This window comes from Streptomyces sp. NPDC056734, from assembly GCF_042790455.1.
GTDB lineage: Bacteria > Actinomycetota > Actinomycetes > Streptomycetales > Streptomycetaceae > Streptomyces.
In genome coordinates this window covers 1-21,681 of record NZ_JBHTZD010000043.1, presented here as the reverse complement: position 1 = coordinate 21,681, position 21,681 = coordinate 1, and the positions used below count along the sequence as shown (strand labels likewise).

The following is a 21,681-nucleotide window of genomic DNA, read 5'->3' as shown; positions in this document are numbered from 1 at the left end:
AGCGATCGCACAACAGGATTGCATCGAAGTTACAAGCGAAGGGCGGTGGACACATGCCGGCCACCATTCACACCGTGCTGGACCTGCCTCACCTGCGGCTCAGCCTGTTCGCCGGCGCGGCGGGACTGGGCCGTACGGTCTCCTGGGCGCACGCGTCCGACCTCGACAGCCCCTGGGACTGGATGGCCGGGGGCGAGCTGCTGATGCGCAACGGCTGCACGCTGCCCGCGGGCGGCGGCGCGCAGGCGGCGCTGATCGAGCGCTGTGCCGTGGCGGGCGCGAGCGGCATCCTGATCGGCGAGGACCCCGACACGCCGGAGCTGACCGCCGGCCTCGCGGCGGCGGCCGACCGCCATGGGCTGGCGGTGCTCACCGCCGCGTACTCCGTGAGCTTCGTGGCGGTCGCCCGCGCGGTCGCGGACGCCAATACCGGGGAGGCGTCGGCGCGCTTCGGGCAGATCGAGAAGATCTACGGTGCTCTGCGCGACAGCCTGGTGGACCGCACCGGCGATTCGCCGACCGCCCGGCTGGGCCGTGACCTGGGCTGCCGGCTGCTGCTCCTGGACACGGCGACCGCGCATCCGGTGGATCCCGGGGGCGCGGCTCCCGAGTCGGCGCTGCGGCAGGCGCTGCTCACGGCGGTGAGCGATCACAACGGGCGGATCCCGGGCGTGCTGCACCTGTCTGTGTCGGGGCGATCCGGCACGGATGGGGCCGGTGCCGGTGAGGCCGGTGCCGGTGAGGCCGGTGCCGGTGGATCCGGTGCCGGTGGGGCCGGTGCTGGGGATTCCGGGGGGCCGGCGGCGCTCGGGGCGGCCGGGGTGTCGAATGTTCTGGCGGTGGAGGTGCCGGCCGAGGAGCCGACCGTGCTGGTCGCCGTCGAGCTGCCCGGCATGGACACCTCGCTGCTGCACCACCTGGCGACGGCGGCGGCCGTCGAGACGGCCCGGCAGGGCATGCTGCGCGAGCACGAGCGACGGCTGGGCTCGGAGCTGCTGGCCCAGCTGCTCGACGCGCGGGTCGACCCGCACGCGGCCCGTGAGGAACTGGCCGCCCACCGGCTGCCGCCCGACGATCTGGTCGTCCTGGCGGTGCCGCAGGAGAACGGCGCCGAGCAGCGTGACCTGCATCTTGCGCTCAGCCGCCGGCGCGTTCCCCATCTGCTGCTCAACCGCAGCGATCTCCTGCTGGCGCTGCTGTCCGACAGCCCCGGCGATCTGTCCGCCGTCCACCGCAGGCTGGGGCTGCGCACCCCGATCGGGCTGAGCAGCCGCACCTCCCTGGACCGGCTCTCCGAGGCCAGGGACGAGGCGGTGTGGTCGCTTTCGCTGGCCCGCTCCTCGGCGGGCGGCCTGGTCCGCTACGGCGACGACACCGCGTTCACCGTGCTGCGCAGCCATGAGGAGGCCCGCGCGATCGTGGAGCGGGTGCTGGGACCGCTGACCGCGTACGACCGGGCGAACGGCACCGATCTGGTCGGCACGCTGCGCTCGTTCCTGGTGAACCGCCGCTCGTGGCAGCGCACCGCCGCGGCGCTGAACGTCCACAAGCAGACCGTGATGTACCGGGTGCAGCGGGTGGAGGAACTCACCGATCGGCGGCTCGCGGAGACCGCGGACATCACGGAGCTGTGGATCGCCTTCCAGGCGCACGCCCTGCTGCGCGGGGACGTGCTGCGCTGAGCGGCGCCCCGGCGGCTCAGGAGTCAGGGAGCGGGCGCACCGGCTGCGGGCCTCGGTGGAGGCACCGCTGTCCAGGAGTACGGCGACGGCGGCGGCCGGGTCGGGCAGGCCGCCGCTGAGCCGGTCGAGGGAGAGGCGTACGGCGACCCCCGGCCGTTCCAGGAGCAGCAGCTCGCGGGGGGGCCGGGGCGGGGCGCTCCACCCGGACCGGTCCGCCGTCGGGCACCGGGTGGGCCGGCCTGCGGGATTCGATCTCCGCCCGCGTGGCCGGGCCGCCGCCGCGCGCCCCGTCGGTGTCGACGCGGATGGCCGGCCGCCGGTCCGGGTGGAGGGGTCCGGCGGGTGAGCCCGCGGCGGCCCGCACCAGGCCCTCCCGGGGGGGCGCGGCTCTCCACCAGGGCGTCGAATATCCCGACGACCTTCAAGCTCTCCGCCGCGGCGAGATCCACCGCCGCGACCTGCGGGACCAGCTCTCTCATTACGCGCTCCGCCCCGCCGCCAGGGTGAGCGGCGGGGCGGGCCGGGGGATGTCAGGGATCGACCAGCACCTGGTCGTAGGGGGTCGTGCGGGCGCGGCCGGACATGAAGGAGAGAAAGTCCTTGATGAACGCGCTGCGGCTGTACGACGTGTGCGCGGCGGCCGTCTCACGGTGGAACGCGGTCCGGAACAACGCCCGGTACTCCGCCGCGTCGATTCGCTGATTGCCGTCCTTGTCGGTGGCGTCGAAGAGGACCTCGGCGGTCCTGATCAGTGCGGGACCGGCCAGGGAGGGGACCGCGGCGGCGTACTCCGCGGCGCTGACCCGGCCGTCGCCATCGGTGTCGAGGGCGCTCTGGAGCTCCCGCCACCAGTCGGCGAAGGCGTTGTAGAGCCGGGTCTCCTCGGGCTCGTCCAGGTCGAGGCGGGTGGACAGTTCACGGGCCATGGCGGCGAGGTCGGGCCAGTCGAGGTGGCCGTCGCCGGTCTGGTCCAGCACCTGCCGGAAGAATTCCTCGGCGTCGCGCCGCGGGCCGGTGTGCGGGGGTGCCTGCGGGTGGGCCCGCGGGGTGTGCGGGTCGGGGTGCGGCTGCTCGGCCGGTTCCAGGTCGACCGGTGTCATGAGGCGCAGCAGCGCCCCGGCCCGTGTCATCCGGCTCCGCAGGGCCGCGACGGTCCGCACGGCGGGGTTGTCGCTGTCGGGTGAGGGGTCCAGGAGATCGGCGAGGTTCTCGGTCGGGAGCCAGCCCTCGGGCAGGAAGCGGGCCAGGCCGGCGGCGAGGTAGGCACCCTGCATCAGGGTCTGGACGCCGGGGACCTCCGGCAGTCCGGCCCGCCGCCGGAACGCCTCCGGGAGGGAGGCGACGGTGATCGCCCCGATGACCGGCCCGGCGACGGCACGGCCCGCCGCCCACAGGGTCGGTATCCCGTCCAGCACGGGCGGGGCGGGGAGGTGGTCGAAGAGCTTGTACAGGATGACCCGCGCCGCCTCCGTGTTCTCCAGCTCCTCCTCGACCACCCGGTCGAAGTACGGCCAGAAGTCGTGCACTTCCTCGGGCAGGAGCCCGGTCGCGTCGCCCATCGCGGCGTGGAAGGCCCGGAACTCGGCGTACAGCTCCTCCATGGCCCGCTGTTCCAGCGGCTGGCCGCTCAGACGGCACATGGTGACGACACTCTCGAAGAGCGTGGCCACCACCCAGGCACGCGCGTCGGCGTCCATGCCGCTGTACGGCCGGTCGCGCGCGTCGGTCCCGTTCAGCCGGGCGTGCAGCCGGTTGAGACGTGCCGCCTCCCGCTGCCGTACGTCGTCGTCGGGGCCGAACATCCGCTGCACGCTCACGAAGGTGTTCCGCAGCCGCCGCCAGGGGTGGGTGACGAAGGTCGAGTTCTCGACGAGGGCGGCACCGATCTGCGGGTGGGCGGCCTCCAGCACGGTGGCCCGGATCATGGCGAGGGCCCAGCGGGGGTCGGTGACGAACGCGTGGAACCGGGCGCCGGGGCCGAACACGGGCGGCGGCGGGGGCGCGTGCTCGTCGGGGGCCGGGGCGTCCGCGTCGGCCGGTGGAATGTCGGCCGGTGGGACGTCGGCCGATGGGACGTCGGCCGGTGGGCCCCATCGGTGGGCCGCGGGGTGGTCGTCGGCCGGTGCGGCGGAGGCATGGGCCGCGGGCTCCTCGCCGGGGGCGGTCTCGGCCGATGGCCCGTCACCTGGGTTCGTCACGCTCGCGGTTCTCCGTTCGGGTCGGTCGGTATGCCGCCGAAGCGGCGGTCGCGTCGCTGGTAGGTGTGCAGGCACTCAAGGAAGTGCGGCGCCCGGAAGTCGGGCCACAGCACCGGCGGGAAGACCCATTCGGCGTAGGCGACCTGCCAGAGCATGAAGTTGGAGATGCGCTGCTCGCCGGAGGTACGGATCACCAGGTCGACGTCCGGGGTGTCGGGAAAGGGCAGATGGGCGGCGAACGACCGCTCGGTCACGGCGTCGGCGGGCACCCCGTCGCGGATCAGTGACCGGGCCGCCTCCACGATGTCCCGGCGGCCACCGTGGTCGAAGGCGACGGTCAGCGTCATGCCCCGGTTCTTTGACGTCAGGGTCATGAGGTCGGCGAAGTCCTGGGCCAGCGCGGGCGGGATCCGCGGGTCGGTGACGCCGAGGAAACGGCAGCGGATACCGCGTGCGTGCAGCAGCGGGGCGTGTTTGCGCACCACCCGGCGCACCAGCCGCATGAGGAAGTCCACCTCGGCGGTGGGGCGTCGCCAGTTCTCGGTGGAGAAGGCGTACAGACTCAGCCAGCCGACGCCCGCGGACCGCGCCGCCTCGATGACGTCGATCACCGTCGTCTCGGCCGCGCGGTGCCCCGAGGTACGGGGCAGTTCGCGCTGCGCCGCCCATCGGCCATTGCCGTCCATCACACAGGCGACATGCCGGGGCACCGCGCGCGGCGGGGACGGCCGATGTGGCGCTGGTGGGGACGGCGCTGGCGGGGACGGGGAGCGGGGCTCTGGCTGAGGGGGGAGACGGGGAACCGCGTCGGTGTCTTCCAGCCCGCTCAAGCCTCACGCCCTCACGTTGATCCGATAACCGGGAAAGTGTGACAACGCCAGGGGTACTGGGGGCGCGCGAAGCCCCCGGCTTCACTCTTTAGGGTGATAGGCCGTACATCGGTTTGAACCGCGCACGGTCCGCTTCTGACCAGGGACCCCGCCGGGTCAGAGGGGTGAGGCGGCGCACCGGCGCAGCACCGGCCGCTGCCCGGCGCGCTCATCCGGTGAGCGCCTGGTGCAGTCGTCTCGCCTCCGTGAGCAGACGGCTGCTGCCCTTTCGGGCGGCCAGGTCCGTCAGCCAGGGGTCGCTGTCCCGGGCGCCGCACTCCTCGGCTCCGGTGGCCGCGGCGGCGAGGAGGTCGCCGGTGCCGCGCGGGGGCGTGGCCCCGGTGGCGAGGAGGGGTGGGAGCAGTGCGGCGAGGACGGACCAGGCGGTGGCCGGGGCGTTCGCGGAGACGGTGGTGGTGAGGGCGTCCGCGACCCGGTTGGCCTTGACCGCGCCGAGGGACAGCAGTTCGGCGAGGTCGGTGCCCAGCCGGTGGGCGTCGAGGGTGCCGCGGGCGGCCAGGGTGAGGAGGGCGTCGACCGTGGCGAGACGGTCGTCGGGGTGTCGGGCGCTCAGTCCGTGGGCGAGGGCGAGATGCAGCGCGGGTCCGGGCGGTCCGGGCGCCTCGGCGAGGGTGAGCAGCAGGCCCGTGTCGATGCGCTCGGTCCCGACGGCGGCCTCCGCGAGGAGCGGTATGAGGTGGACGGCGAGGGTGTCCGGCCGATCCGGGCACAGCGACACCCAGTACCGGGCGGAACCGTACACGCAGCCGCAGTAGCGGGTCGCGGAACGGAAGCCGTCGCCGATGGCGGACAACGCCGGGAACGCGCGGTTGAGTTCACGGCTCGCGGCGTCCGTCAGCTGGATGCGGGTGCGGTCCTTTGCCGCCTTCACCAGGGTGCGCTCGGCGGCGGGGGCGGGCTTCGGCGGGGTCTCCAGCCAGTGGGCCAGGCGTCGGCCCTCGGGGGTGTCCAGGGCGTGGGCGCGGGCGACCAGGTCGGCCAGGGTGGCCGGGTCGGCGGGGTGGCGCAGCCGGAGCAGGGCGAGATCGAGGTCGGCCGGTGCGGGCTCGGCGCCCTGGGTGCCGTACAGGTGGAGGCGGGTCAGCAGGTCCTCGGGGTGGAGTTCGCCGGAGTCCCGGCTGGGGGTGGCCAGCAGGTGGGGCGGGACGGGGCCGGTGACCAGGAGGTGGGTGATCTCGGCGAGGCGGCGCCGCCAGGGGGTGCTGAAGCGGGCGTGGGGGCAGTCCTTGTGGGCCGTGGCGCGGCGGACCCGCTTGAGGTCGGCGGAGCTGACCCGGCCGGTCGCCGCGGCCAGCAGCGCGAGCAGGTTGAAGCCGCCGTACCTGGGCCAGTTGTTGGGGTGCAGCCAGTCGGCGTGCCGCTGGGCCACCGGCTCCAGCGCCTTCGCGAGGGCCTCGCGGTCGTGGTGGGCCAGCCGGACCATGCCGTCCAGCGCCCACTCGTACGACCCGATGGTGGCCCTGCTGCGCAGACTCGCCGCCAGTACGGCCGCGAACTCGGCGGTGAACTCCTGCGCGCTCTGCGGTGCGGGCGGCAGCGGCGCCGGTGTGCGGGGCTCGGGGAGGGTGTCGCGTGGCCGGTCCCTGGGTCCGGTCCGGTCCGGGAGCAGTTCGGGGGCGTCGAACAGGTCGGCGGCGGTGGTGAGGAGGCCGGGACGCAGCAGGGCCGCCGCGCCGATCAGTTCCTCGCGGGCGGCCGGGCCCGCGTGGGTGAGATGGCGTCCGGCCAGGCGCAGGGCGCGCTGCTGGAGGGCGGTGTCGGTGTGCCCGAAGGCGTCGCCGAGGGTGGGCAGCAGGACGGGGGCGTCCTGGGGCGCGCGCCGCAACGCCGCTTCCAGCCAGGACAGCTGGCCGCGCACCGGCTGCTTCTCGGTGCGGAAGAACACCGCGCGGGCGGTCTCGGCGAGCTGGGGGCTGGTCAGCCGGTCCGTGTCCCACAGGCCGCGCAGCACCTCCTGCGCGTGGACGGCGGCGACGGAGGGGGCGTCGGCGGCGATCCGGATCCAGTCGCCGGTGCGCGCGGCGCACTCGTCGCCGGTGGGCTCCAGCGCGCGCAGCAGCGCCACGCAGAACCGCACGCCGCCCAGCGGCCAGGTGCCGCGCAGCAAGGCGGTGACGGCGGCGGCCATCAGGTCCGCACGGTCCAGGACGCCTTCGGCGGCGAGGGCGGCGTAGGTGCCGTGCCAGGTGTCGATGAGGTGCTCCGACGCGCGGCAGGACTGCCACACCAGTTGCCCGGTCAGCTCGGGGGTGTCGACCAGGTACGGCAGCATGCGCGGGGTCAGGGGGTCCTCGCGCAGGGCGGCGAGCAGTCCGCCGCACGGCGTTCCGGGCTCGGCGGGCCGCTCGCCGCGTCGGCGGTGTCTGCGGTGGGGGCAGCGCGCGTAGTGCTGGTCGTGCGCCTCGAACTGCCATTGGATGCCGGTGGCCTCGGTGAGCGGCAGGGGGAGGCCGGTGGTGTCGGCGAGGGTGCGCGCGAGGGCGAATTCCCAGCGGCCCATGTCGGTGCGGGCCGCCAGCCGCTCCAGCACCCTGGTCAGGAACTCCGGTGGCCGCCCGGCCAGTACGGCGGCCAGCAGGTAGGGGTCCTGGTCGTAGGTGTGCGGGCGTTTGAGCCAGGTGGCGCAGGCCACGGCGGCGGTGTGGCAGCCGGCGGCGGCGAGATAGGCCGCGCCACGGGTGTCCGTCGGCAGGGAGCCGTCCTCCCGCAGGCGTTTCAGCTCGGGCAGGAGCGCGCGCCGGGTCCGGTCGTCGAGGTCGGCCAGGAGCACGGGCAGTTCATTGCGGGCGCCCGCCTCGACGGCACCGAGCAGCGCGGTGGCGGGGTCCTGCCCGGCCTCGTGGCGAAAGCGCTGGACCCTGGCCGGGCTCGCGGGGCGCGGGGAGCGGGCGAACCGGCGGATCATCGGGACTCCAGGGGGGCGCGGTCGCGGCGGTGCGCGATACGGACGGCGAGGGCGTGCTTGCAGGGGCCGCGCCGGCCCCGGTGGTCGGACCACCAGGGACAGGTGCAGCTCGCGCCGCGCCCGTCGGGGGCGGGCCGCACCAGGTGGGTGTGATCGCCGGACCGGACGGAGGCGACCGGGCCCTCGGGTCCCCCGGCGCCCTCGTGGAAGGTGACCGCGCCCTCGGCGACCAGGGCGCGGGCGGCCACGAGGCGGGGGTTGTGCCGCTCGGCGCGGTCGGCGTCGTAGGGCAGTTCGCGGTGGAAGTAGGCGGCCTCGGCGGTGTCGTAGCCGACGCGGCCGGCGGTGCCGAGGCGGGTGAGGGCGGCCCGGACCCGGTCGTGGGGGAGGCCCGCCGCCGCCGCGAGTGCGGCCGGGTCGATGCGCGGCTCCCAGGCGAGCAGCACGGCGAGCAGTTCGGCGGCGGCGGCGGTGTCGTCGCCCGCCAGGGCTTCCAGGACCGCTCCTTCGCCGCTGAAGCCGCGCGACACGCCGGGTGAGAGGACGAGGGTGAGCCGCATGCCGGGCAGGCCGATCTCCCAGCCGCTCGCCAGGGGCGGGCTGTCCGGGGCGGCGGGTGGGCCGTACAGGCGCAGTCCGGTGGCGTGCCGCAGGACGCGCAGGAGGGCGCCGAGTCGCGCGGGGCCGGGCAGGCAGACGGCGCCGGGTGCCGGGCGGCTGGTGGGGCGCAGGCCGCGCCCGGCGGGCAGCAGCCACTGCTCGGCGCCGCCGGACCGCCCGGTACGGGGCAGGGCGCGCAGAAACCTGACCGTCTCGGCGGCGCCGAGTTCGGCGCGCAGGTCGAACGCGGCGGAGATGACCTGGGTCTCGGCGAACCCGCGCAGCCAGCGCTCGGGCAGCGGCACCTTCTTCTCCACCACGGCTCCGTCGAGGGTGGTCACCGCCAGTTCCTCCGGGCCGACCCGCAGATGGAGCGGATCGTCGCCGCCGATCCGGGCCAGGGCGTCCCGCAGCGGGTTGTTGACGTCCACATTGGTCGTGCCGTGCCGTACCTCGCCGCCGTCCAGGCCGTCGCCCAGCACATCCAGGCGGGCGTAGACCCCGCAGCAGCCGGAGAACGACTCGAAGCGCAGCCGGTCGCCCTGCGCCGTGACCACCGGATCGCGCAGCCGCGCCAGCTCCGGCCGGTAGTAGCGCGCCCCGGCCACGTCCGCCACCGCCAGCAGCGCCGCGGCGGCGACCTGGGGCCGGGTCAGGAACCCGGAGTAGAAATGGGGCCGCGCCACGGGCCCGGCGGGCGTCACCCCGCCGGAGGTCTCCAGACCGAGGGCCGTCCCGCGCGCGGTCGTACGCACGGCGGACGGCTGGGCGTAGGCGTACGCCTGAAGGTTCGACGTCATGCCCAGAACGCTACGGCCTGCCACTGACAATGCCCTTGGGCGGCCGTGCGGGGGCCGGTGCCGGGGCTTGTGGCGGGACTCGTGGCGGAACTTGCGGCGGGACTTGCGGCGGGGGGGGTGCCGCCCGTCCGGTGAGCGACCGTCAGCGTGCCGCCCCGGCGAGGAACCGCACACCGCACCCTGCGAGGGGCGCCCCGGCGAGTGGACGCGCCCTCGACTGCGCTGAGCCGGTTGCGCGCGGCCGGGCCCGGCTTCTCCGGGAGACAACGGGACGCAAGACGTGTCCCTGGCGCTCATCGACGCGGTGTTCGAGCGCTTGGGGCGGCGCCTGTTCCCTGATCCGCTCCCGGCTCGCCGCCCCTGTCGCCCGGGTGGTTCCGCCGCCTACGACGGTGAGCCCGCCGCCCGCCGGGCCAGGTGACCCCACCTCAGCCCAGCGGGCCAGCCGGTCAGCCGGTCAGCCGGTCAGCCGGTCAGCCGAGAGCCTCGCAGCAATCGCCCCACCGTGTCCGCCGCGAGGTCATCGGGGGAACACCCCGGCGGCAGCGAATCCGCCGCGGTGAGCGCGGCGATGCCGTGCAGCGCGGCCAGCAGGATCACGCCGAACCGTTCCGCGTCGGCGACGGACGCGCCACTGCCGTCGAACAGGTCGAACAGGATCTCCCCGCACGCCGCCGAGGCCGCCCGCACCTTGTCCTGCGGGTCGCGGTACTTGCACGCGTACATCACCTCCAGCAGCGCCGGGTACCGGGTGGCGAACCGGACGTAGGTGAGGGCCAACCGGGTCAGCCGGTCCTCGAACCCGCCGTCACCCGAGGTCGACTCGGCCAGCTCGGCGCCGAGCCGCTCGAAGCCCTCGACCGCGAGCGCGTCGAGCAGCGCCTGCCGGTCGGCGAAGTGCCGGGAGGGCGCCGCGTGCGAGACGCCGAGGTCCCGGGCCAGAGAGCGCAGGGAGAGCGCCCCGACGCCGTCCTCGGCCAGGACGGTCTCGGCGCGGGCCAGCAGCTCGGCGCGCAGGTTTCCGTGGTGATACGCCATGCCGCCATCGTACAAGGCGATGTTTCCATTGACAGCTTTGTAGTCGTCGCCTACATTTCCGGTCACGTCACTCTTCACGTCACCCTTCACATCACGCTCCGCGCCACCCCCTCACCACGCCCACCACGCCCACCACCCTCACCGCCCTCACCACGACAGGAACGTATCCATGAAGGCCATTGTTTTCGGGGCGACCGGCATGGTCGGCCAAGGTGTGCTGCGCGAGTGTCTGCGCGACGACACCGTGACCGAGGTCCTGGTGATCGGCCGTACGGCGACCGGCGTCGAGCATCCGAAGCTCCGGGAGGTCGTCCACCGGGATCTCCAGGAGCTGATGACCCGGCCGGGCGCCGATGTCCAGCTGTCCGGCGTCGACCTGTCCGACTACGACGCCTGCTTCTTCTGTCTGGGCGTCTCCTCGATGGGCATGACCGAGGAGGCGTACCGGCGGATCACCTACGACCTGACCCTCACCGCGGCCCGTACCCTGGCCGCCGCCAACCCGGACCTCACCTTCGTCTATGTCTCCGGCCAGGGCACGGACAGCACCGAGCGGGGCCGGAGCATGTGGGCCCGCGTCAAGGGCCGGACGGAGAACGACCTGCTGGCCCTGCCCCTGCGCACCTATCTCTTCCGCCCCGGATACATCCAGCCCCTGCACGGCATCACCTCCAGGACCCGCGTCTACCGCGCCCTCTACGCGGTGACCTCGCCCCTCTATCCCCTCCTCAGGCGACTCGCGCCCCACCAGCTCACCACCACCGAGCAGCTCGGCCGCGCGATGATCGAGGTCACCCGCCACGGCGCACCCCAACCCGTCCTCCACAACCGGGACATCAACCGGGCCGCCCTCGGCGAGGACCGCCAGGCGCCGCGCTCGCGCTGATCGCGCCGTCGCGTTCTTGGCCGGTTTCACCATGTCGTCCGGTTCCGGGCGTTGGGTAGCGTCATGGCCCGGTGACACGAGGCAAGGCGCGAGGCAGGACAGCGGGAACCGACCGATCAGGAGGCCGCGATGTCGTGGTTCACCCACAGCCTGCGGGCGTTCAGCGGTGAGATGCGCGCACGGTGGCACGGCTACTTCGTCGAATACGGACAGCGGGACTGACGCCAAGGAGGACCACCATGTCCTGGCTCATCAAGAAGGTCCAGGCACTCAGCGGTGAGATGCGCGCACGGCGCAATGAGTACGGTGACCGGTACGGCCGCACCGACTGACATCTCCCCCCACCGCTCCGAACGGGATGGGATGCACGACCCGATCACCGCATCTCATCCCCGTCAGCTGGGCAGGTGACCTTGTGTTCCTCAACAGGCTCGGTCTATGGCCCCAGTTGCTGCGCTGGGAGCGCCTGGCGGCGGACCACGACGGTCCCTTCAGGCTCCGGTTCGGAACCCTCTTTGTCGCCGACGGGCAGTCGGCGCGGGACATCCTCACCGACCCGGACGGCAACTATCTCTCCCGGTCCGGATTCTTCCGCCTCGGACAGCGTCCCCTGCCCCAGGATCTGCGGACCGCGGCCTCGCAGGAACTCCTCAGGGTCCTGGCCCGGCACGATCTGCCCGCGTCCTTCGACCTGGACACCGCCCTCCAGGAGCTGAGCGACCGCCGGGGGCGGCTGCGGCATCAGCGCTGGGGGGTCGGGATGATCCGCCGCTACTTCGCCCCCGCGATAGCGCACGAGCGGCACGCCGGGATCAACGCGCTGGTCGACGCCTATGTCACATCGAGCGTCGTCGCCGACGACATCGTCGGCCGTTCGGTACGCGGATCGCACCGTACGGTGCCGGGCATCCGGGCCGGATTCGCCGAACAGCTGGGAAGGGTGCCCGGGCGGCGGTCCGACGCTCCGGCCCGCGATCTCGTGGATCTGGTGCTCGGCGTGGAGGGGGAACTGTCCCCGCAGGACCGCGCGCAGCTCCTCCAGCGGCTGATCCTGTCCGCGGTCGGCTTCACGGGCGTCGCCCTCGAATGGGTCGTGCTGCTCGGCATCCAGCATGGGTACAACGGCCCGGAGCTACGGCCCGAGCAGGTCCGTTCCCTGGTCAGGGAGACACTGCGGGTCTATCCCACCGCGTGGCGCCTGGTCCGGGTCGCCGCGAGGGATCACCGGATCGCCGGTGTCCCGGTCCGGCGCGGGGAGCATGTCCTGATCGGGACGCACGCGATCCACCGGTCCGGTGCCGTGTGGGACCGGCCGCTGGACTTCCGTCCCGCCCGCTGGGAGGAGGACGCCGACGACGAGCGAAGGCGCTCCTACCTCCCCTTCGGGAAGGGGGAAGGCATGTGCCCGGCGAACGGATTCGCCCTCAAGGCCCTCGAACACCTCGGCCACCTCATCCTTCACCGCTACCGGGGAGAGGTACGCCTCCGACGCCGCAAGCCCCACGCCCGTACGCTCCTGGCACCCCCGGCGGGCTGGACCCGCCTCACCGAGACGGGCCCGTAGCCGGGGTCCGCCGGGGGCGCCCCACCGACCCAACGGGCCGACGCGCCGACGCGCCGACGCGCCGACGCGGAACGCCTGTACCGGCCCCCCTGAACGACGAGTTCACCTCGTACGGGCGGGCCTCACTCCCACTGGTACGGCAGGTACTTTCCGTCGAGGGTGATGACGACCCGGTCGCCGGCCGGGTCGGGGACGCGCTGGACGTCCAGACGGAAGTTGATCGCGCTCATGATGCCGTCGCCGCACTGCTCGTGGATCAGTTCCTTGATGGTCGGTCCGTAGACCTGGACGATCTCGTAGAGCCGGTAGACGGTCGGGTCCACGGGGACGGCCGCGTCCAGGGCGCCCCGGGTCGGCTGGAGCCGGAAGGCGAGGGCGGCGTCGTCGCCGAGTTCGAGGAGGGCCGCCGCGGTGGCCGCCTCGTCCTTGCCCATCGGGTGCTGGCCGAGCAGGGCCGCCGTGGTCCAGGCCAGTGGTCTGCCGATCGCTTCGGCGAGCTGGGCCCAGGTGACCCCGGTCTTCACCTTGGCCTCGCGCACGGCTTCGGCGGCTTCCCGCTTGCTGAGCATATGTGTCTCCCTTGACGACGAACTTGACGACGAACTTGACGACGAAGGTCCTGGCGCCACGTCACACCAGGGTAGGAGACCCGGGCCAGGACGGTCAGGCATTGCCCAAGGCGACGAGGTGCGCGGTCGCCCGTGCCGGGTTCTTCAGTGTCGGAGTTCGCGGATAGCGGCGACTACCCATCCGTGGCCGGGTCGAACTGGGGCTGGGCGCCGGGGCGTACTGGGACGCCATCGGCGCCGACGGCGGACGGCGCCGCGATCCCGGTGAGGCGGTCCGGGCCACCCATGAGGCCATCGAGATCGTGCGGGCGCTGTGGAGCGGCGGCCCACCGGTCCGGGTCGGCGGCGAGCACTACCGGCTGGACGGCGCCGCCCCCGGCCCCGCCCCCGCGCACCCCATCGGGATCTGGGCCGGTGCCATCGGCCCGGGCATGCTGGAGCTGGTCGGCGCGGCGGCCGACGGCTGGCTGCCAGCGTGCCGCACGTACCGCCGGGCCGGCTCGGGGCGGGGCACCGGCGCATCGACGAGGCGGCCCTCGCGGCCGGTCGCCGGCCGACGGCGGTACGGCGGCTGTACAACCTCTCGCCGGGTCCGGACGGTTTCCCGCGCGGCACGCCGGACGCCTGGCCCGAGCAACTGGCCGCGCTCGCGCTGGAGCACGGGACCAGCGCCTTTCTGCTGCCCGCGCGGCAACCGGCCCTGATCCAGTCGTTCGCGGCCGAGGTGGCGCCCGCCGCCCGGGAGCTGGTGGCCGCCGCACGCGGCCGGGCGGCGGACCCCGACGGCCCGGCGCCCGGCCCGGGCGGGGTCGGCGCGAGCGCCGGGCCGGTGGTGGCGGGCTCGCGCCACGCGCGCACCGGTCCGTCTCCGGGGAGCGGCTGTCCGTACGGCCCCACCCCCTGACCCCGGTGTACGCCGGTCCACCGAGCGTCTCTGGGACTCGGCGGGCTGGTCCGGGAGGTGCCGGGCGACGCCCTCGACCCCGGCGAGGCCCGCTCCGAGATCCAGAAGCTGAGTCTGCGTCAGAACATCGATCTGGTCGCGCTCGACCGGGGCGAGACCGGCGGGGAGGGGCTGCGGGCGGCCGTGGACCTGCTCACCGACGCGCTGCTGTCGCACCTCTCCTATGAGGAGCGGGAGTTGATCGAGCCGATGGCACGGTTCGGGACCGGCTGGTGATCCGTACGGTGGTGTGGTCCGGGATCGGTCTGCGATTCCGGCGTGCGTGTTCCAGGGGGACCCATCCGGTGTGGCATCCCGGCACGGGGCACGGCGAGGTGATGGGCACGGCGAGGTGGGCAGGCCCACCCTTAGTCCACCCCCTACCCCGGTATCACCCCCGACATGGCTCTCCAGTGTGACGCCCCGCCCTCCACCGGCTTCCTACCTTCCTCCCCGTCACCACGGACGAGACAGAGGGGGACCGACGGATGCGCCGTTTCAGAAAGACGCTCACCACCGCCGTACTGACCGCACTGCTGGTCGGCAGCACGGCGGGCGGGGCCGCGGCGAGCGGCCAGGACGTGCCGGGCGGTCCGCTCCCCGGCACCGCCGCCTGGCTGGCGGACGACTCCCTGGGCAGGGAGCTGCCGGACCCCGCCACGGCCACCCCCTCCGACGTGGCGGCCTTCTTCGCCGCCCTGACCGTCACCGAGCGGTGGCGGCTCGTCCGGGACCACCCCGGCGTGGTGGGCAACCTCGACGGCGTCCCCGTCCACCTGCGCTACGCGGCGAACGCCCCCGCGGGCGATCAGGTCCTGGCCTACGACCCACGGGGCCGGGGCCTGATCGCGCGGGTCGCCGGTGACCTGGAGAACGCCACCCACGTCGCGGTGATCGTCCCCGGCTCGGACATCGACGTCTCGACGGCGGGCCGTACGGCACGCTGGGCCGCCGATCTCCAGGAGGCGGCGGGCGACGACACGGCCGTCATCGCCTGGGTGGGGTACACCACCCCCTCCGGTATCGGCCCCGACCTGGCGACGGGCCGCCTCGCCGAGGCCGGTGCCGAGCGTCTCGCCCGTTTCACCGACGGCCTGGACGCGGCCGGCCTGCCCGCCCCCTCCCTCTTCTGCCACAGCTACGGCTCGGTGGTCTGCGGGCTCGCCGCCCCCACCGCCGACGCGCGCGACATCGTCGCCGTGGGCTCGCCCGGCATGCGCGCCGACGATGTCACCGCACTCGGCACCGACGCCCACGTCTGGGCGGCGAAGTCCCCGGACGACTGGATCGGCCAGGTCCCCCATGTCGAGATCCTGGGCCTGGGCCACGGAGCGGACCCCACCTCGCCCGGCTTCGGCGCGACCGTCCTGAGCGCCGCCGACGTCCCGGCGCACGACGCGTACTTCACCCCCGGCACCGCCACGCTGACCGCGTTCGCCGCCATCGCCGCCGGAGCCCTGTGATGAACACCCCCACGATGAACACCCCCACAGGGCTCGCCAAGCTCACCGCCGAGATCGACGGGCGGACCCCCGCCCACCGCGACCGCGCCATCGACGGCCTGCGCGCGCTGGCGCTCCTCGCCGTCCCGGCCGGCCACTGGCTGGTCGGCGGCTTCACCCTCGACGCCGGGGGCGGTCTGCACAACGCCAGCCCGCTGGCCACGTTCGGCGCGCTGGCGCCGGCCGGCTGGATCCTCCAGATGCTGGGCATCTTCTTCCTGGTCGGCGGCTACTCCTCGTACCTCTCCTACCGGCGCCGCAAGGGTTCGGCCCGTGCCTGGATCACCGGCCGGCTCGTCCGTCTGGGCCGCCCGGTCCTCGGCGTCACCGCCGTCTGGGCACTGCTGCTGCCCACCCTCCACTACGGTCTCGGCGTCCCGGTCGCCAGCCTGCACACCGCCTCGACACTGGTCGTCCAGCCGTTGTGGTTCGTCGGCGTCTACGCCGTGATCACGGCCCTGACGCCGGTGTGCGTCCGCGCCTCGCGGCGGTTCGGTTTCTGGGCCGCGGCCCCACTGCTCGGCTCGGTCGCGGTGGTCGACTTCCTGCGCTACGGCCCGTACGCGGAGGCGACGCCGTCCTGGGTGAGTCTCGTCAACCTGCTGCCGGGCTGGATGTTCGCCTACCAGCTGGGCGTGTCCTGGGCGGACCGACGGCTGGGCCGGCGTGCGGCGTGGCTGCTGCTGTGGGGCGGCGCGGCCCTGTTCGCGACCCTGCTGCTCGCCTTCCACTACCCGGCGTCGATGGTGGGCGTGCCCGGCACGGCCCGGACCAATTCCCATCCGCCGTCCCTGCTGGTCCTGGCGCTGGCGGCGACCCAGTGCGGTGCGGCGATCCTGCTGCGCGACCGGCTGGCCCGGCTGCTTCTGCGCCCCGCCCTGTGGGCCCCGGTGGTGATCATCAACCTGGCGGCGATGACGATCCTGTGCTGGCACCAGACGGCGATGCTGGCCGCCGCGGTCCCCGCCTCGTACGTGGGCGAGATCCCCGGCCTGACGACCGCGCCGGACACGGCCGGCTGGATCCTGGCGCGGGTGGCCTGGCTGCCGCTCTTCGCGGGGCTGCTCGTGGTGATCGCACGGTTCGCCCGGCCCCTGGAGACCCCCTGGGACCGCACCGGCCCGATCCGCCGCACGGGGGCGGCCGTACTGGCGGCGGGCTTCACCTACTTCGCCCTGGTGGCGTGAGGGAGCCGCCCACCACCGGCGCACCAGCCCTCAACCGCGCCCGTCCGGACACCGTCCCACCCCGCATAGGCTGGAGCCCATGACGTCAGTGGAGGACAAGCCCCCGCGCGCGCTGCTCGCGGGGGCGTCGCGTCGGTGGGTGCGGCTGGTGCCGTGGGCCGTGGCGTTCGTGCTGTTCGTCGCTCTGCTGCCCACCACCATCGGGGTGCTCAGCTTCGACTACGGCCTGAGCGGCGGTCTCGCGGGCGCGCTGGCCGTCGCGCAGACGGCGCCGCTGCTCCTCGCCGTCGTCCGTCCGCTGCACGCCTGGTACGTGATCCTCGCGGCGGACCTGGCCACGGCGCTCGTCCTGCTCACCGTCGACTTCCCCGCCCAGCACGCGTGGCCGTTCCCGCCGACGACGATCGTCGGCTATCTGGGCCTCTGCCTCGCCCTCGGCCTGCGCGAGCCGCGCCGGACGCTGCTGCTGGTGTGGCTGACGACGGCGGGCGTGAGCGTCGCCCTGGGGTTCGCCGCGCCCCACGGCACGAGCGGCAGCAACATCCTGCTCACCGTGCTCAGCGGCGTCGTACTCGTGCTGGGTGGTGCGCTGCGCGAGCGGTACGAGGCGCAGCGCAGGCTGGCCGAGCAGGAGACGATCAGCGAGGCCGAGCGCGACCGGCGCACGCTCCTGGAGGAACGCGCCCGTATCGCGCGCGAGCTGCACGACGTGGTGGCCCACCACATGTCCGTCATCACGGTGCAGGCGGACACCGCGGCGTACCGTCTCGACGGGCTGCCGCCCGAGGTGCGCAAGGAGTTCACGTCCATCGCGGCGACCGCCCGCGAGTCGCTCGGCGAGATGCGGCGGCTCCTGGGCGTCCTGCGCAACGAGGAGACGCGGGGCGAGCTGGCGCCCCAGCCGGGCCTGACGCGGATCGGGCAGCTGGTGGAGGCGACGGTCAGGGCGGGCGTGCCGGTGGAGTTCGCGCCCTGCGACGCCGAGGTGCCCGAGGCGGTGGGTCTCTCCGCGTACCGCATCGTCCAGGAGGCCCTCGCGAACGTCGTACGGCACGCGCCCGGTGCTCCGACGCACGTGTCGGTCTCGGCGTCGGCGTCCCCGGACACGGAGCGGCTCACCGTCCTCGTCGTCAACGGGCCGCCGCCCGAGCCGCCCGCCGCACCGCTGGAGGACGGCGACACCGGACACGGCCTGGTCGGCATGCGCGAGCGGGTACGGCTCGTCGGCGGCACCCTCGACGCGGGCCCGCTGCCGGACGGCGGCTTCCGGGTGGCGGCCCAGCTCCCCCTGACCGAAAGGAACCTCACGTGACGACGACGCGCGTCATCATCGTCGACGACCAGGCCATGGTGCGGGCGGGCTTCGCCGCGCTGCTGGCCGCCCAGAGCGACATCGACGTGGTCGGCGAGGCTCCCGACGGCGCGCAGGGCGTCGAGCTGAGCCGGCGCACCCATCCCGATGTCGTGCTGATGGACGTCCGCATGCCCGAGATGGACGGCCTGGAGGCCGCGCGCCGCCTCCTCGCACCACCGCCGGGCGTCACACACCGGCCGCGCGTCCTGATGCTGACCACGTTCGACATCGACGACTACGTGTACGAGGCGCTGCGGGCGGGCGCGAGCGGCTTCCTGCTCAAGGACGCTCCCCCGGCCGACCTCATCGCGGCGGTACGGGTCGTGGCCTCGGGCGACGCGCTGCTCGCCCCCTCCGTGACCCGCCGTCTCATCGCGGACTTCGCCCGGCAGCGTCCCGCCGCCCGGGGCAGGCCCGCGCTCCGCCTCAAGGCCCTGACGGAACGCGAGACCGAGGTCCTCACCCTGGTGGCCCGTGGCCGGTCCAACGCGGAGATCGCGGCGGAGCTGGTGCTGGCCGAGCAGACGGTGAAGACGCATGTGAGCCGCGTCCTGACCAAGCTCGACCTGCGCGACCGCGCCCAGGCGGTGGTCATCGCGTACGAATCGGGGCTGGTCACCCCGGGCGACTAGGCACGCGCCCAGGTCGCGAACGCCGGACACCGGACACCGGACGCCGGACACCGACCACCCGCCACCGGTCACCGGTCACCGCACGCCGTACCGGAACCGGCACACGGACCCCGAGCGGCCCCGTCAACACGGCGGCACGGGCCGTCGCCGCGCCCGTGCCCCGCGCCAGGAATGGTGACTCCCGCGCCCCGGTCCGCCTCGTCCCCGCGCGGCCGGACAAGGGCAGGGACGCCGGTCCGCCCGCACCACGCACCACTCGGCGCTACCTTGTGCCGCATGAGCAACCTTGACCGCGCGCCGGCACCCAGCGTGTGCGGCGGACGCGGATTCGTCGTCGCCGAGCCCGTCCGCGAACTGCTGAGCCCCCGCCGGGTGCAGCTCGGCGAGTCCACCGAGGTACGCCGACTGCTGCCGAATCTCGGGCGGCGCATGATCGGCGCCTGGGCCTTCGTCGATCACTACGGCCCCGATGACATCGCGGACGAACCCGGAATGCAGGTGCCGCCGCACCCGCACATGGGCCTGCAAACCGTCAGCTGGCTGCACGAGGGGGAGGTGCTGCACCGTGACTCGACGGGCAGCCTCCAGACGATCCGCCCGCGTGAACTCGGCCTGATGACCTCGGGCCGGGCGATCTCCCACTCGGAGGAGAGCCCGCGCCCGCACGCCCGTTTCCTGCACGGGGCGCAGCTCTGGGTCGCGTTGCCGGACGCGCACCGGCACACCGACCCGCGTTTCGAGCATCACGCCGATCTGCCGACCGTCACGGCGCCCGGCCTGACGGCGACGGTGATTCTGGGCGACCTCGACGGATCGGCGTCGCCCGGAACGACGTACACCCCCTTGCTCGGTGCCGATCTCGCGCTGAGCGCGGGCGCGGACGTACGGCTGCCGCTGGAGCGGGACTTCGAGTACGGCGTGCTGGCCATGTCCGGCGAGGTGCACGTCGACGGCGTGCCCGTGCTGCCGGGCTCCATGCTCTACCTCGGCTGCGGACGCACCGAACTCCCGCTGCGGGCCGCTTCGGACGCCGGGATCATGCTGCTGGGCGGTGAGCCGTTCGACGAGGAACTGATCATGTGGTGGAACTTCGTGGGCCGGACCCAGGCGGAGATCGAGCAGGCCCGCGCCGACTGGACGACGGGCGGCCGGTTCGGCGAGGTGACGGGGTACGACGGCTCCCCGCTGCCCGCACCCGAGCTGCCACCGACGCCGCTCAAGCCACGCGGGCGCGTGCGCTAGCTCCGCACCCCGAACTCCGCACCCCGAACTCCGCACCCGCACCCGCACCCGCACCCGCACCCCGAACTCCGTACCCAACGCCCCTGCCTGCTTCACCGCGGGTGGGGGCGTTGTGCTGGGCAGCGAAAATAGTAGCCATGTACATAGTCGCCATGTACGGTATTTTTCATGAGTCCGACGTCCCCTCGTCCCACGCCCGGCTTCCTGGTCTGGCGGCTGTCCATGAAGTACCGGGTCGCGGTCGACCGCGCGGTCGCTCCGCTGGGGCTGACCCACGCCCAGTACGCGCTGGTGGCCTCGCTGTACGGCATGCAGCGCTCCGGCCTGCGGCCCAGTCAGCGCCGGCTCGCCGATCACACCGGACTCGAACCGCTCTACGTGTCGAAGCTGGCCCGCGCCCTGGAGTCCGCCGGGCTCCTGGAGCGCACCCGCGACCCCAAGGACCCGCGCGCCGTGCAACTGGCGCTCACCGAGCGGGGGCACGGGACCACCCGGCAGGCCATCGATGTCGTCCAGGGGCTGCTGCGGCAGTTGTTCGAACCCCTCGGCGGGCTCGACAGCGCCCGCACACAGGACTTCGTACGGGATCTGGACGTGCTGCTCGACACACCGCTCGACGTCTCCCCCGACGTCTCCCCCGGCGCCTCCCTCGACGTCTTCCCCGATATCTCTCCCGGCCCTTCCGAGTTCCGCCACGACGAGAACCAGCAGGAGCAGTCATGACCAGCCAGGCATCCCAGGCATCCCAGACCTCCGCGGCCTCCGCCCCCGTCCTCGACCCGAGCGTCATCGGCGTCGCCCACTACGCCGCGCGGGCCGTGCTCGAAACCGTGCTGGCGCGGCACGGGGCCACCTTTCTGCAACTGATGACGCTGCGTCCGGTCGCCCTCGCCGACGGGACGGTCGAGCGGGCCGAGCTGATCCGGCGGGTCACCGGCTCGCTCAAGACACCGGAGGCGGAGGTCGGTGACACCATCGACGCGCTGGTGGCCGACGGGCTGGTCACCAACGACGGTTCCGGGGTGCGGGCCACCGACGCCGGGCGGGCGCTGCACGAGACCTCCGGCGCCGAGACCCGGCCGATCTCCGCGCGGATCTACGCCGGTATCCCGGCGGACGATCTCGCGGTGGCTGGCCGGGTGCTCACCCTCATCACCGAGCGGGCGAACGCCGAACTGGCCGCGCTCCGCGACGGTCGGTGAGCCGCCCGACCCCAGCCCTCAGGAGTAGTGGAATATTCAACGACACCCTCTTCGTTGTGACCCAGCGAAGGAGGTACTCCAGTGGAGACCACGTACTACGACCACGGAACGCCGGCGGAGCGCTGGGAGCGCGCGGGGATGTTCTTCGACGCCAAGGACTACGCCGCCGCGGCGCGGGTGCTTGACGGGCTGGTCGAGGAGGTGCCCGAGCAGACCGGGCCCCGGCTGCTGCTGGCGCGTGCCTACTACCACTCCGCCCAGCTGCGCCGGGCCGAGCAGGAACTGCGGATCATCGTCGAGCGCGACCCGGTCGAGCACTACGCCCGGCTGATGCTGGGCCGCACGCTCGAACGGCAGGGCAAGCACACGGAGGCCGAGCCTCACCTGCGGCTGGCCTCCGCCCTCGCCGGTGACTTCGCCGAACTCTGAGGCGTCGGCGGACAGGACGCGGGAAGGGCGGCGGGTCCGGACCTCTGAGGTCCGGACC

General features: G+C 73.8%; 19 protein-coding genes and 1 pseudogene. 14 read left to right on the top strand and 6 right to left on the bottom strand.

The window, feature by feature from the left end:
• Positions 1-53: 53 nt before the first annotated feature.
• Positions 54-1,682, top strand: a complete 1,629-nt coding sequence (locus ACFRFC_RS37145) for a PucR family transcriptional regulator (protein WP_382693422.1) — start codon at positions 54-56, stop codon at positions 1,680-1,682.
• Positions 1,683-2,212: 530 nt separating this feature from the next.
• Here ACFRFC_RS37145 and ACFRFC_RS37140 read toward each other — a convergent pair.
• From ACFRFC_RS37140 to ACFRFC_RS37120, 5 genes are all read right to left on the bottom strand, one after another.
• Positions 2,213-3,667 carry an oxygenase MpaB family protein gene (locus ACFRFC_RS37140; RefSeq protein ID WP_382693460.1) on the bottom strand — a complete coding sequence of 485 codons (1,455 nt, stop codon included), beginning with the start codon at positions 3,665-3,667 and terminating at the stop codon, positions 2,213-2,215.
• A gap of 209 nt (positions 3,668-3,876) precedes the next feature.
• The gene (uppS, locus tag ACFRFC_RS37135) at positions 3,877-4,566 is read right to left on the bottom strand and encodes a polyprenyl diphosphate synthase (protein WP_382693462.1); all 690 of its coding nucleotides are present in this window, start codon (positions 4,564-4,566) and stop codon (positions 3,877-3,879) included.
• A 352-nt stretch (positions 4,567-4,918) separates the two neighbouring features.
• On the bottom strand, positions 4,919-7,675 hold the full coding sequence (locus ACFRFC_RS37130; protein ID WP_382693424.1) for a DUF6493 family protein: 2,757 nt from the start codon (positions 7,673-7,675) through the stop codon (positions 4,919-4,921).
• Positions 7,672-9,075 carry an SWIM zinc finger family protein gene (locus ACFRFC_RS37125; RefSeq protein WP_382693426.1) on the bottom strand — a complete coding sequence of 468 codons (1,404 nt, stop codon included), beginning with the start codon at positions 9,073-9,075 and terminating at the stop codon, positions 7,672-7,674. Before ACFRFC_RS37125 ends, ACFRFC_RS37130 begins: the two co-directional genes overlap by 4 nt.
• Before the next feature lie 465 nt (positions 9,076-9,540).
• Positions 9,541-10,113, bottom strand: a complete 573-nt coding sequence (locus ACFRFC_RS37120) for a TetR/AcrR family transcriptional regulator (RefSeq protein ID WP_382693427.1) — start codon at positions 10,111-10,113, stop codon at positions 9,541-9,543.
• Positions 10,114-10,282: 169 nt separating this feature from the next.
• Here ACFRFC_RS37120 and ACFRFC_RS37115 point away from each other — a divergent pair, with 169 nt between their 5' ends.
• Together ACFRFC_RS37115 and ACFRFC_RS37110 are read left to right on the top strand one after the other, a co-directional pair.
• A complete protein-coding gene (locus tag ACFRFC_RS37115; protein ID WP_382693429.1) occupies positions 10,283-10,999 on the top strand; it encodes an epimerase in 717 nt (238 codons plus the stop codon).
• A 415-nt stretch (positions 11,000-11,414) separates the two neighbouring features.
• Entirely contained in the window at positions 11,415-12,563 is a 1,149-nt protein-coding gene (locus ACFRFC_RS37110; RefSeq protein ID WP_382693431.1) for a cytochrome P450, read from the top strand.
• A 122-nt stretch (positions 12,564-12,685) separates the two neighbouring features.
• On the opposite strand, the gene cynS is transcribed toward ACFRFC_RS37110, so the two are convergent.
• Complete coding sequence (gene cynS / locus ACFRFC_RS37105) at positions 12,686-13,132, bottom strand: cyanase (protein ID WP_382693434.1); 447 nt, start codon at positions 13,130-13,132, stop codon at positions 12,686-12,688.
• A 179-nt stretch (positions 13,133-13,311) separates the two neighbouring features.
• Here cynS and ACFRFC_RS37100 point away from each other — a divergent pair.
• The 11 genes and pseudogenes from ACFRFC_RS37100 to ACFRFC_RS37050 form a co-directional block, all read left to right on the top strand.
• Positions 13,312-13,551: pseudogene (locus ACFRFC_RS37100) on the top strand (LLM class flavin-dependent oxidoreductase); the annotation flags it as partial.
• A gap of 56 nt (positions 13,552-13,607) precedes the next feature.
• Positions 13,608-14,036 carry a hypothetical protein gene (locus tag ACFRFC_RS37095; protein WP_382693437.1) on the top strand — a complete coding sequence of 143 codons (429 nt, stop codon included), beginning with the start codon at positions 13,608-13,610 and terminating at the stop codon, positions 14,034-14,036.
• Between the two features lie 57 nt (positions 14,037-14,093).
• Positions 14,094-14,312: a hypothetical protein gene (locus ACFRFC_RS37090; RefSeq protein WP_382693440.1), complete on the top strand. Its 219-nt coding sequence runs from the start codon at positions 14,094-14,096 to the stop codon at positions 14,310-14,312.
• Between the two features lie 251 nt (positions 14,313-14,563).
• A complete protein-coding gene (locus ACFRFC_RS37085) occupies positions 14,564-15,538 on the top strand; it encodes an alpha/beta hydrolase (protein ID WP_382693441.1) in 975 nt (324 codons plus the stop codon).
• Positions 15,538-16,764 (top strand): acyltransferase, encoded by a 1,227-nt coding sequence (locus ACFRFC_RS37080; protein WP_382693443.1) that lies wholly within the window; start codon positions 15,538-15,540, stop codon positions 16,762-16,764. Before ACFRFC_RS37085 ends, ACFRFC_RS37080 begins: the two co-directional genes overlap by 1 nt.
• Positions 16,765-16,843: 79 nt before the next feature.
• On the top strand, positions 16,844-18,076 hold the full coding sequence (locus ACFRFC_RS37075) for a sensor histidine kinase (RefSeq protein ID WP_382693446.1): 1,233 nt from the start codon (positions 16,844-16,846) through the stop codon (positions 18,074-18,076).
• On the top strand, positions 18,073-18,750 hold the full coding sequence (locus ACFRFC_RS37070; protein WP_382693447.1) for a response regulator: 678 nt from the start codon (positions 18,073-18,075) through the stop codon (positions 18,748-18,750). Before ACFRFC_RS37075 ends, ACFRFC_RS37070 begins: the two co-directional genes overlap by 4 nt.
• A 276-nt stretch (positions 18,751-19,026) precedes the next feature.
• The gene (locus tag ACFRFC_RS37065) at positions 19,027-19,992 is read left to right on the top strand and encodes a pirin family protein (RefSeq protein WP_382693450.1); all 966 of its coding nucleotides are present in this window, start codon (positions 19,027-19,029) and stop codon (positions 19,990-19,992) included.
• Between the two features lie 168 nt (positions 19,993-20,160).
• Positions 20,161-20,715 (top strand): MarR family winged helix-turn-helix transcriptional regulator, encoded by a 555-nt coding sequence (locus ACFRFC_RS37060; protein ID WP_382693452.1) that lies wholly within the window; start codon positions 20,161-20,163, stop codon positions 20,713-20,715.
• The gene (locus ACFRFC_RS37055) at positions 20,712-21,194 is read left to right on the top strand and encodes a MarR family transcriptional regulator (protein WP_382693454.1); all 483 of its coding nucleotides are present in this window, start codon (positions 20,712-20,714) and stop codon (positions 21,192-21,194) included. Before ACFRFC_RS37060 ends, ACFRFC_RS37055 begins: the two co-directional genes overlap by 4 nt.
• Positions 21,195-21,275: 81 nt before the next feature.
• Positions 21,276-21,623, top strand: a complete 348-nt coding sequence (locus ACFRFC_RS37050; protein ID WP_383112695.1) for a tetratricopeptide repeat protein — start codon at positions 21,276-21,278, stop codon at positions 21,621-21,623.
• Positions 21,624-21,681 lie beyond the last annotated feature (58 nt).

Coding starts and splice junctions, on each gene's coding strand:
- ACFRFC_RS37125 (WP_382693426.1), bottom strand. CDS start 9,075: ATGACGTCGAACCTTCAGGCGTACGCCTACGCCCAGCCGTCCGCCGTG.
- ACFRFC_RS37120 (WP_382693427.1), bottom strand. CDS start 10,113: ATGGCGTATCACCACGGAAACCTGCGCGCCGAGCTGCTGGCCCGCGCC.
- cynS (WP_382693434.1), bottom strand. CDS start 13,132: ATGCTCAGCAAGCGGGAAGCCGCCGAAGCCGTGCGCGAGGCCAAGGTG.
- ACFRFC_RS37085 (WP_382693441.1), top strand. CDS start 14,564: ATGCGCCGTTTCAGAAAGACGCTCACCACCGCCGTACTGACCGCACTG.
- ACFRFC_RS37145 (WP_382693422.1), top strand. CDS start 54: ATGCCGGCCACCATTCACACCGTGCTGGACCTGCCTCACCTGCGGCTC.
- ACFRFC_RS37065 (WP_382693450.1), top strand. CDS start 19,027: ATGAGCAACCTTGACCGCGCGCCGGCACCCAGCGTGTGCGGCGGACGC.
- ACFRFC_RS37080 (WP_382693443.1), top strand. CDS start 15,538: ATGAACACCCCCACGATGAACACCCCCACAGGGCTCGCCAAGCTCACC.
- ACFRFC_RS37060 (WP_382693452.1), top strand. CDS start 20,161: ATGAGTCCGACGTCCCCTCGTCCCACGCCCGGCTTCCTGGTCTGGCGG.
- ACFRFC_RS37115 (WP_382693429.1), top strand. CDS start 10,283: ATGAAGGCCATTGTTTTCGGGGCGACCGGCATGGTCGGCCAAGGTGTG.
- uppS (WP_382693462.1), bottom strand. CDS start 4,566: ATGGACGGCAATGGCCGATGGGCGGCGCAGCGCGAACTGCCCCGTACC.
- ACFRFC_RS37130 (WP_382693424.1), bottom strand. CDS start 7,675: ATGATCCGCCGGTTCGCCCGCTCCCCGCGCCCCGCGAGCCCGGCCAGG.
- ACFRFC_RS37055 (WP_382693454.1), top strand. CDS start 20,712: ATGACCAGCCAGGCATCCCAGGCATCCCAGACCTCCGCGGCCTCCGCC.
- ACFRFC_RS37075 (WP_382693446.1), top strand. CDS start 16,844: ATGACGTCAGTGGAGGACAAGCCCCCGCGCGCGCTGCTCGCGGGGGCG.